This is a genomic window from Achromobacter sp. 1L-A-4-B-C2 (assembly GCF_057291955.1).
This window is the reverse complement of sequence record NZ_JBXAWP010000001.1, coordinates 1,605,835-1,614,352: the sequence shown is the minus strand read 5'-3', so window position 1 is coordinate 1,614,352 and position 8,518 is coordinate 1,605,835. Positions and strand designations below refer to the sequence as shown.

15 protein-coding genes are annotated in these 8,518 nt (G+C 60.3%); 14 read left to right on the top strand and 1 reads right to left on the bottom strand.

All coding sequences use genetic code 11. The annotated features are described in order from the left end of the window. From AC0Z35_RS07480 to AC0Z35_RS07415, 14 genes are all read left to right on the top strand, one after another. Nucleotides 1-696, top strand: a 696-nt coding sequence (locus AC0Z35_RS07480; RefSeq protein WP_485133304.1) for an EF-Tu C-terminal domain-related protein, incomplete at its 5' end; no start/stop codon positions are given. A 74-nt stretch (nucleotides 697-770) separates the two neighbouring features. After that, on the top strand, nucleotides 771-1,082 hold the full coding sequence (rpsJ, locus tag AC0Z35_RS07475; RefSeq protein ID WP_003806903.1) for a 30S ribosomal protein S10: 312 nt from the start codon (nucleotides 771-773) through the stop codon (nucleotides 1,080-1,082). A gap of 357 nt (nucleotides 1,083-1,439) precedes the next feature. Continuing rightward, nucleotides 1,440-2,129, top strand: a complete 690-nt coding sequence (gene rplC, locus AC0Z35_RS07470) for a 50S ribosomal protein L3 (protein ID WP_052946063.1) — start codon at nucleotides 1,440-1,442, stop codon at nucleotides 2,127-2,129. A 4-nt stretch (nucleotides 2,130-2,133) separates the two neighbouring features. After that, nucleotides 2,134-2,754 carry a 50S ribosomal protein L4 gene (gene rplD, locus AC0Z35_RS07465; RefSeq protein WP_006216558.1) on the top strand — a complete coding sequence of 207 codons (621 nt, stop codon included), beginning with the start codon at nucleotides 2,134-2,136 and terminating at the stop codon, nucleotides 2,752-2,754. After that, nucleotides 2,751-3,047, top strand: a complete 297-nt coding sequence (gene rplW / locus AC0Z35_RS07460) for a 50S ribosomal protein L23 (protein WP_006216557.1) — start codon at nucleotides 2,751-2,753, stop codon at nucleotides 3,045-3,047. Before rplD ends, rplW begins: the two co-directional genes overlap by 4 nt. After that, on the top strand, nucleotides 3,048-3,875 hold the full coding sequence (rplB, locus tag AC0Z35_RS07455; protein ID WP_006216556.1) for a 50S ribosomal protein L2: 828 nt from the start codon (nucleotides 3,048-3,050) through the stop codon (nucleotides 3,873-3,875). Nucleotides 3,876-3,887: 12 nt separating this feature from the next. Next, complete coding sequence (gene rpsS / locus AC0Z35_RS07450; RefSeq protein WP_006216555.1) at nucleotides 3,888-4,163, top strand: 30S ribosomal protein S19; 276 nt, start codon at nucleotides 3,888-3,890, stop codon at nucleotides 4,161-4,163. A 3-nt stretch (nucleotides 4,164-4,166) separates the two neighbouring features. Continuing rightward, on the top strand, nucleotides 4,167-4,496 hold the full coding sequence (rplV, locus tag AC0Z35_RS07445) for a 50S ribosomal protein L22 (protein WP_006227021.1): 330 nt from the start codon (nucleotides 4,167-4,169) through the stop codon (nucleotides 4,494-4,496). Between the two features lie 9 nt (nucleotides 4,497-4,505). Next, complete coding sequence (rpsC, locus tag AC0Z35_RS07440; RefSeq protein WP_006216553.1) at nucleotides 4,506-5,300, top strand: 30S ribosomal protein S3; 795 nt, start codon at nucleotides 4,506-4,508, stop codon at nucleotides 5,298-5,300. Between the two features lie 2 nt (nucleotides 5,301-5,302). Further along, nucleotides 5,303-5,719 (top strand): 50S ribosomal protein L16, encoded by a 417-nt coding sequence (gene rplP, locus AC0Z35_RS07435; RefSeq protein WP_006216552.1) that lies wholly within the window; start codon nucleotides 5,303-5,305, stop codon nucleotides 5,717-5,719. Nucleotides 5,720-5,730: 11 nt separating this feature from the next. Then, a complete protein-coding gene (rpmC, locus tag AC0Z35_RS07430; RefSeq protein WP_003806912.1) occupies nucleotides 5,731-5,922 on the top strand; it encodes a 50S ribosomal protein L29 in 192 nt (63 codons plus the stop codon). Nucleotides 5,923-5,924: 2 nt separating this feature from the next. Then, nucleotides 5,925-6,206 (top strand): 30S ribosomal protein S17, encoded by a 282-nt coding sequence (gene rpsQ / locus AC0Z35_RS07425; RefSeq protein ID WP_006216549.1) that lies wholly within the window; start codon nucleotides 5,925-5,927, stop codon nucleotides 6,204-6,206. An 87-nt stretch (nucleotides 6,207-6,293) separates the two neighbouring features. Then, nucleotides 6,294-6,803, top strand: a complete 510-nt coding sequence (locus AC0Z35_RS07420) for a hypothetical protein (RefSeq protein ID WP_485131027.1) — start codon at nucleotides 6,294-6,296, stop codon at nucleotides 6,801-6,803. Between the two features lie 143 nt (nucleotides 6,804-6,946). Beyond that, nucleotides 6,947-7,393 carry a hypothetical protein gene (locus AC0Z35_RS07415; protein WP_046806038.1) on the top strand — a complete coding sequence of 149 codons (447 nt, stop codon included), beginning with the start codon at nucleotides 6,947-6,949 and terminating at the stop codon, nucleotides 7,391-7,393. A gap of 52 nt (nucleotides 7,394-7,445) precedes the next feature. On the opposite strand, the gene AC0Z35_RS07410 is transcribed toward AC0Z35_RS07415, so the two are convergent. After that, nucleotides 7,446-8,513, bottom strand: coding sequence for a branched-chain amino acid ABC transporter permease (locus tag AC0Z35_RS07410; protein ID WP_485131028.1), 1,068 nt, complete (start codon nucleotides 8,511-8,513; stop codon nucleotides 7,446-7,448). Nucleotides 8,514-8,518 lie beyond the last annotated feature (5 nt).

The following is an 8,518-nucleotide window of genomic DNA, read 5'->3' as shown; positions in this document are numbered from 1 at the left end:
GATGACACCCCGATCGTCAAGGGTTCGGCCAAGCTGGCGCTGGAAGGCGACAAGGGCGAACTGGGCGAGCAAGCCATCATGGCTTTGGCCGCTGCACTGGATTCGTACATCCCGACGCCCGAGCGCGCCGTGGACGGCACGTTCCTGATGCCGGTTGAAGACGTGTTCTCGATCTCGGGTCGTGGCACGGTGGTGACTGGCCGTATCGAACGCGGCATCGTCAAGGTCGGCGAAGAAATCGAAATCGTGGGCCTGGTGCCGACGGTCAAGACGACTTGCACGGGCGTTGAAATGTTCCGCAAGCTGCTGGACCAAGGTCAAGCTGGCGACAACGTGGGCATCCTGCTGCGCGGCACCAAGCGTGAAGACGTCCAGCGCGGCCAAGTGTTGGCCAAGCCGGGCTCGATCACCCCGCACACGGACTTCACGTCCGAGGTGTACATCCTGTCCAAGGAAGAAGGCGGCCGTCACACTCCGTTCTTCCAAGGCTATCGTCCCCAGTTCTACTTCCGCACGACGGACGTGACGGGCACGATCGAGCTGCCGGCCGACAAGGAAATGGTTCTGCCGGGCGACAACGTGGCCATGACGGTCAAGCTGTTGGCTCCCATCGCCATGGAAGAAGGCCTGCGTTTCGCTATCCGTGAAGGCGGTCGTACCGTCGGCGCCGGCGTCGTCGCCAAGATCCTGAAGTAATTCGGATCACTTAAGCAGCACACAACCAGCGAGGGCGCCTCGTCGCCTTCGCCTCTCGTTCTTTAGGAAACGCCATGAAAAACCAAAAGATCCGTATCCGCTTGAAAGCATTCGATTACAAGCTGATCGATCAATCGGCCGCTGAAATCGTCGACACCGCCAAGCGTACCGGCGCCGTCGTCCGCGGCCCGGTGCCGCTGCCCACGCGTATCCGTCGCTACGACGTTCTGCGTTCGCCGCACGTCAACAAGACGTCGCGCGACCAGTTCGAAATCCGTACGCACCAGCGCCTGATGGACATCGTTGATCCCACCGACAAGACCGTTGACGCTCTGATGCGTCTGGACCTGCCGGCCGGCGTCGACGTCGAAATCGCGCTGCAGTAAGGCGATTCGGGCCTGCTACCTTCGCCGGTAGGCTCGATAAGAATGGCCGTGTTCCCAAGGGAATGCGGCCATTTTGTTTTGGTCGGGGCAACGCCGTCCAAAGTGTGGCAAATATGCGCGCGTGCGCATGCCTTTAAGCCGCTAAGTGCTTGTGCTGCCTGAAAAAATCATGCTAATATGCCAAGCTTGCCATTTTGTGGCAAGTCTAACTATGGGCGGATTGGCTTGAATCCCTTTGCTGCAAGGCAAGGCGGCCTATAAGGCAATACCAACCAGGTTGAACATAGTCGTAGGGCAAAGGCCGTTACCTTTTGCCTGATTAGCCCTGACCAATCGCAGTCAGGAATGGAGAAAACGATGTCGAATTCGACACCCACGCCCGCCGCTCACCGGCTGGGGCTGGTGGGTCGCAAGGTCGGCATGACCCGCATTTTTACCGAGGAAGGTGAATCCATCCCGGTAACCGTGCTGGACGTGTCTAACAACCGCGTGACCCAAGTTAAGTCGCTGGAAACCGACGGCTACGCCGCGATCCAGGTGGCTTATGGCACTCGTCGTGCCTCGCGTGTGGCTCAGCCGCAAACGGGCCACTACGCCAAAGCCGGCACTGAAGCCGGTAGCATCCTCAAAGAATTCCGCCTTGATCCCGCCCGCGCTGCTGAATTTGCAGCCGGTTCCGTGATTGCCGTGGAATCCGTGTTCGAAGCCGGCCAACAGGTCGACGTGACGGGCACGACCATTGGTAAAGGCTTCGCCGGTACCATCAAGCGTCACCACTTCGGTTCGCAACGCGCGTCGCACGGTAACTCCCGTTCGCACCGCGTCCCGGGCTCGATTGGCCAAGCTCAAGATCCGGGCCGCGTGTTCCCGGGTAAGAAGATGGCTGGTCACCTGGGTGATGTCACCCGCACCGTTCAAAACCTCGACGTCGTTCGCGTTGACGTTGAGCGTGGCCTGCTGTTGGTCAAGGGCGCTGTCCCCGGCCACGCTGGCGCCGACATCGTCGTGCGCCCGGCCATCAAGGCCCCGGCCAAGAAGGGAGCGTAAGTAAATGGATCTCAAGCTCCTGAACGACCAAGGTCAGGCCGCTGCTACGTTCAGCGCGCCCGATACGATCTTCGGCCGTGACTTCAACGAAGCGCTGATTCATCAGATCGTGGTGGCTTTCCAAGCCAATGCCCGTGCCGGCAACCGCGCTCAGAAGGATCGTGCCGAAGTTAAGCACTCGACCAAGAAGCCCTGGCGCCAGAAGGGTACCGGCCGCGCACGCGCTGGTATGACTTCGTCGCCGCTGTGGCGTGGCGGTGGTCGGATTTTCCCGAACTCGCCCGAAGAGAACTTCAGCCAGAAGGTCAACAAGAAGATGTACCGCGCCGGGATCCGTTCGATCTTGTCGCAACTGGCTCGTGAAGACCGTATCGCCGTTGTCGAATCGTTTGATCTGGAATCGCCCAAGACCAAGGCTGCTGCTGCAAAGCTGAAGAGCCTGGGCCTGGACTCGGTCCTGATCATCACCGACAGCGTTGATGAGAATGTTTACCTCGCCACCCGCAACCTGCCGCACGTTGCTGTTGTCGAGCCCCGTTATGCCGATCCGTTGTCGCTGGTCCACTACAAGAAAGTGCTGATCACCAAGCCGGCCATCGCTCAACTCGAGGAGATGCTGGGATGAACGCTGAACGCTTGATGCAAGTCATTCTGGCTCCGATCGTGACCGAAAAGGCCACGTTCGTCGCTGAGAAGAATCAGCAAGTCGCTTTCCGTGTCGTGGCTGACGCTACCAAGCCGGAAATCAAGGCTGCCGTCGAACTGCTCTTCAAAGTGCAGGTCGAGTCCGTGCAGGTCCTCAACCGTAAGGGCAAAGTCAAGCGCTTTGGCCGATTCGTTGGCCGTCGCCGTAATGAGCGCAAGGCTTACGTGTCGCTCAAGGACGGCCAGGAAATCGACTTTGCGGAGGTGAAGTAAATGGCCCTCGTAAAAGTTAAGCCGACATCGGCTGGCCGCCGTGGCATGGTGAAGGTTGTTAGCCCGAACCTGCACAAGGGTGAGCCCTACGCGCCGCTGCTGGAAAAGAAGACCCGTGGTTCTGGCCGTAACAACAACGGTCACATCACGATCCGCCACCGTGGTGGTGGTCACAAGCAACACTACCGTGTCGTCGACTTCCGTCGCGACAAGGACGGTATCCCGGCAAAGGTCGAGCGTCTGGAATATGACCCCAACCGTACGGCGCACATTGCTCTGCTGTGCTACGCCGACGGCGAACGTCGTTACATCATCGCTCCGCGTGGCCTGGAAGTGGGTGCTACCTTGCTGTCGGGCACCGATGCTCCGATCCGCGCTGGTAACACGCTGCCGATCCGCAACATCCCGGTGGGTACGACGATTCACTGCGTCGAAATGCTGCCTGGCAAGGGTGCTCAAATGGTCCGTTCGGCCGGCGCTTCCGCCGTCCTGCTGGCTCGCGAAGGCATCTACGCTCAGGTTCGTCTGCGCTCGGGTGAAGTTCGCCGTGTGCACATCGAATGCCGCGCCACCATTGGTGAAGTCGGTAACGAAGAACACAGCCTGCGCCAAATCGGCAAGGCCGGTGCAATGCGTTGGCGTGGTATCCGCCCGACGGTTCGTGGCGTTGCCATGAACCCGGTGGATCACCCGCACGGTGGCGGCGAAGGCCGTACCGGTGAGGCACGCGAGCCGGTCAGCCCGTGGGGCACCCCGGCGAAGGGTTTCAAGACCCGTCGCAACAAGCGGACGAACAATATGATCGTCCAACGGCGCAAGCGCAAGTAAGAGGCGAACACTATGTCACGTTCGATCAAGAAAGGCCCGTTTGTCGATGCTCACCTGATCAAAAAGGTGGACACGGCCGTCGCGGGCAAAGACAAGAAGCCGATCAAGACCTGGTCGCGTCGTTCCACGATCCTGCCCGAGTTCATCGGTCTGACGATCGCGGTCCACAACGGCAAGCAACATGTCCCCGTGTACATCAACGAGAACATGGTCGGTCACAAGCTGGGCGAGTTCGCGCTGACCCGTACGTTCAAGGGCCACGCTGCGGACAAGAAGGCGAAGAGGTAAGCGATGGAAACTACTGCCATTATCCGTGGGGTGCACATCTCGGCACAGAAGACCCGTTTGGTTGCGGACTTGATCCGTGGCCAGAAGGTCGGCCGTGCCCTGGAAATCCTCACCTTCTCGCCGAAGAAGGCTGCCGTCATCCTGAAGAAGGCTGTCGAGTCCGCCATCGCCAACGCCGAGCACAACGACGGCGCCGATATCGACGAACTGAAAGTCACCACGATTTTTGTGGACAAGGCTCAGTCGATGAAGCGCTTCTCCGCTCGCGCCAAGGGCCGCGGCAACCGTATCGAGAAGCAGACCTGCCATATCACGGTCAAGGTCGGAGCTTAAGGAGTCACGATGGGTCAGAAAATTCACCCCACTGGGTTCCGTCTCGCGGTCACCCGTAATTGGTCCTCGCGTTGGTTCGCCGACGACAAGGCCTTCGGCACGATGCTTGCCGAAGACATTCGCGTTCGCGAGTACCTGAAAAAGAAGCTCAAGAGCGCCTCCGTTGGTCGCGTGATCATCGAGCGTCCGGCCAAGAATGCCCGCATCACCGTCTACTCGGCTCGTCCGGGCGTGGTGATCGGCAAGCGCGGCGAAGACATCGAAAGCCTGAAGGCTGATCTGCAGCGTCTGATGGGCGTGCCTGTGCACGTCAACATCGAAGAAATCCGCAAGCCGGAAACCGATGCTCAACTGATCGCCGACTCGATCTCGCAACAGCTCGAGAAGCGCATCATGTTCCGTCGCGCAATGAAGCGCGCGATGCAAAACGCGATGCGTCTGGGTGCCCAAGGCATCAAGATCATGAGCTCGGGCCGTCTGAACGGTATCGAAATTGCTCGCACCGAGTGGTATCGCGAAGGCCGTGTGCCGCTGCACACCCTCAAGGCCAACATCGACTACGGCACCTCCGAAGCCCACACCACGTATGGCGTGATCGGCATCAAGGTCTGGGTCTACAAGGGCGACATGCTGGCTAACGGCGAATTGCCGCCGGAAACCGCTGCCCCGCGCGAAGAAGAACGTCGTCCGCGCCGCGCTCCGCGTGGTGATCGTCCGGACGGTGCTCGCACCGGTCGTCCGGGTGGTCGTGGTCGTGGTGGTCCCCGCAAGGCGGACGCTGCTCCGGCGCCTGAAGGAGAATAACCATGCTGCAACCCTCTCGCAGAAAGTATCGCAAAGAGCAGAAGGGCCGCAACACCGGTCTGGCGACTCGTGGTACCCACGTGTCGTTCGGCGAATTCGGTCTGAAGGCCACCGGCCGTGGCCGTCTGACCGCTCGCCAGATCGAAGCCGCTCGTCGTGCTATCAATCGTCACATCAAGCGTGGCGGCCGTATCTGGATTCGCATTTTCCCGGATAAGCCCATCTCGCAAAAGCCCGCCGAAGTCCGTATGGGTAACGGTAAGGGCAATCCTGAGTACTGGGTCGCTGAAATTCAGCCCGGCAAAGTGCTCTACGAAATGGAAGGTGTGAGCGAAGAGATCGCGCGTGAAGCTTTCCGCCTGGCCGCTGCCAAGCTGCCGATTTCGACCACGTTCGTCGCGCGTCATATCGGTGCTTAAGGAGTACTAACATGAAAGCTAGCGAACTCCGTTCGAAAGACGCCGCCGAGCTCGGCAAAGAGCTCGAAAGCCTGCTGAAGGCACAATTCGGTCTGCGTATGCAGAAGGCCACGCAGCAACTGGCCAACACCAGCCAGCTGCGCAACGTGCGTCGCGACATTGCGCGCGTTCGTACCTTGCTGACCGAGAAGGCAGGGAAATAAACATGAGCGAAACTCAAAACACCCAAGTGGCCAAGCGCCAGCGTACGCTGGTGGGCAAGGTCGTCAGCAACAAGATGGACAAGACTGTCGTTGTGCTCGTCGAGCGCCGCGTCAAGCACCCCATCTTCGGCAAGATCATCATGCGCTCCGCGAAGTACAAGGCGCACGATGAATCGAACCAATACAACGAAGGCGATACGGTTGAAATCGCTGAAGGCCGTCCCATCTCGCGCTCGAAGTCGTGGCGTGTGGTGCGTCTGGTTGAAGCCGCACGTATCATCTAAGTGATGCAGTCATTGGAACGGTTCGCCGTTCTGATATAAAACGGCAAGGGCTAAACCCCTTGCCGTTTTTTTTCGTCCTTGAGATCCATGCCGAGTCGAGTCAGCAACGTCCTGCGCATTATCGTCACGGCCCATGCGCTTGGGGCCGCCTTGTGCCTGGCCGGCACGGCAGCCGCGCAAGCCGTGAACACGGGCCAAGCTGCCCCTTCGGCGCCGTCGCCCGATGACGCCAGGACCGGTAAGAACGTCTTGAATGCGGGACCCGAGCCCCGGGTCAAACCGCCTACCGGATCTCGCGACCACGCAGCCATCTTCGGCTCGGAAGACGAGGACGAACAGGCCTTGGCGTCGCAGGAGCAGACGCTTGAAAACCAGCGCAATCAGCTGTTGATGCTGGAACGCCTGTTCACCCAGAAGCCCGCGGGCGCCGGGACTGCGCCGCCGGCGATGATGCCGTTGAACTCCGGCTCGACGATGCGGCCTTTGCAGCCCACGCCCTCTGGCTCGCAGCTTGATAGAGGCAAGATCGACGAGATGCAGCGGCGCGTCGACGGTATGCGCCGCGACGCGGAATCGATGCGCCAGGGCGGAAAGTAAGCGCTGAAGCCGGCCGGTGCCGCTTTTGAAACGCAGCGTAGCCGTTATCGGCACCAGCGTTGTTACAACGGCCCATGGTTCTTGATATAAGTGCTGTCAGCGCACCTATTGCGCTGACAATTCTGACCACAGGAGTGGCATAGATGATCAAGTCTCCGGGCAAGCTTGGCGCTGCAGCTTTCATGGTGTGGGCGGGCGTGGGATTTTCTGCAGCTGCAAGCGCGCAAAGCATTGTTTTCAAGGATGTGGAAGTCTCTCGGCCCATCTACGACAGCGTTTTGGTCGTTGGTAGCGATAGCCGAGCGCGAACTGGCATGGAAGTCCGAGAGTTGCAGAGGACGATGGATCAGGTTCGTGATCAAACGCGTACTTTGGATGACCTGAAGAACCAGAACCGCGCGCTGCAACGCAAAGTGGACGATCAGGAGAAAAAGATTGCCGCATTGGAGCGAAAACAAAGCGACAGCAACCGTAGTAGCAGTAGCAGTAGCAGCAGCAACAGCGCGAACGAGCGGCAGTTCAGCGCGATGCAGCGCCAGATCGATCAGCTTAGCCGCGACCTTGATCGTGTACGTAGCAAGGTGAAATAACGCGAGGTGCCTGCGCGCGCGGCGAGGTCGTGCGCGCGGGCGCGTCCCCGCGTCAGCGCCGTCGCGCCAGTTCCCGCAGGCGCCCCGCGATCCCCGTTGGAAAGTAATACACCGACACGACGAACAGGATGCCCAGCCACAGCAGCCAGCGGTCCGGTTCGAACAGCAACGCCAACGGCGCCACGCCGGTCACCGCATCGTGGAGGACGTGCAGGCCATCTTGAAGATAGCTTTGCGCGAACACGAACAAGCTGGCGCCCACCACGGCGCCATACATCGTCCCCATGCCGCCGATCACCAGCATCAGCAGGATGTTCAGCATGATCTCGAACGACAGGGAGGTGTCCGGCCCGTTGTAGCGGAGCCATAGCGCGTACATCGCGCCGGCCAGCGTGGCGAAGGCGGCGGCAAGCAGGTTGGACAGGCTGCGATACAGCACGGTGCGATAGCCGATGGCTTCGGCGCGGAAGGGGTTTTCGCGGATCGCTTGCAGCACGCGGCCGAACGGAGAATTGACGATGCGCAGCAGCATCAGGAACAGCACGACGCAGACGGCGGCGATCAAATAATACGTAATGATGCGGCCGTCGATCGTGACGCCTAATACGGGTTCTGACAACGGTCGGAACGCGGGACGAAGCAGTTGCGGCACCTTGAAGTTAAGGCCGTCTTCACCGCCGGTCAGCGTGGACAGTTGCGAGACCAGCGTCTGGAAGGCGGCAGCCACCGCCAAGGTGATCATGGCGTAGAAGATTGCGCGCACACGCAGGCTTGCCAAGCCGATCAGCAATGCAAAGGCCAGCGACACAAGCAGGCCCGCGCCCACGCCGGCGAACACTGCCGTCCAACCGGGCTCCATACGGATGCTGGCGATCGCCACGCCATAGGCGCCGATGCCGAAGAACATGGTGTGCGCAAAGCTGACGATGCCGGTATAGCCCAGCAGCAGGTCATAGCTGGCCACCAGGATGACGAACACCAGGATCTTGGCCGCCACGGCGAGCGACTTGGGGCCGGGAAAGAGAAACGGCGTGGCAAGCAGCAGGACGACAATCGCAATCAGCGCCAGCGCCAGCAAAGGGCTGCGCGGCGGGTCGCCGGAGAGCAGGCGGAATGACATGTCGC

Coding starts and splice junctions, on each gene's coding strand:
- rpsJ (WP_003806903.1), top strand. CDS start 771: ATGAAAAACCAAAAGATCCGTATCCGCTTGAAAGCATTCGATTACAAG.
- rplC (WP_052946063.1), top strand. CDS start 1,440: ATGTCGAATTCGACACCCACGCCCGCCGCTCACCGGCTGGGGCTGGTG.
- rplD (WP_006216558.1), top strand. CDS start 2,134: ATGGATCTCAAGCTCCTGAACGACCAAGGTCAGGCCGCTGCTACGTTC.
- rplW (WP_006216557.1), top strand. CDS start 2,751: ATGAACGCTGAACGCTTGATGCAAGTCATTCTGGCTCCGATCGTGACC.
- rplB (WP_006216556.1), top strand. CDS start 3,048: ATGGCCCTCGTAAAAGTTAAGCCGACATCGGCTGGCCGCCGTGGCATG.
- rpsS (WP_006216555.1), top strand. CDS start 3,888: ATGTCACGTTCGATCAAGAAAGGCCCGTTTGTCGATGCTCACCTGATC.
- rplV (WP_006227021.1), top strand. CDS start 4,167: ATGGAAACTACTGCCATTATCCGTGGGGTGCACATCTCGGCACAGAAG.
- rpsC (WP_006216553.1), top strand. CDS start 4,506: ATGGGTCAGAAAATTCACCCCACTGGGTTCCGTCTCGCGGTCACCCGT.
- rplP (WP_006216552.1), top strand. CDS start 5,303: ATGCTGCAACCCTCTCGCAGAAAGTATCGCAAAGAGCAGAAGGGCCGC.
- rpmC (WP_003806912.1), top strand. CDS start 5,731: ATGAAAGCTAGCGAACTCCGTTCGAAAGACGCCGCCGAGCTCGGCAAA.
- rpsQ (WP_006216549.1), top strand. CDS start 5,925: ATGAGCGAAACTCAAAACACCCAAGTGGCCAAGCGCCAGCGTACGCTG.
- AC0Z35_RS07420 (WP_485131027.1), top strand. CDS start 6,294: ATGCCGAGTCGAGTCAGCAACGTCCTGCGCATTATCGTCACGGCCCAT.
- AC0Z35_RS07415 (WP_046806038.1), top strand. CDS start 6,947: ATGATCAAGTCTCCGGGCAAGCTTGGCGCTGCAGCTTTCATGGTGTGG.
- AC0Z35_RS07410 (WP_485131028.1), bottom strand. CDS start 8,513: ATGTCATTCCGCCTGCTCTCCGGCGACCCGCCGCGCAGCCCTTTGCTG.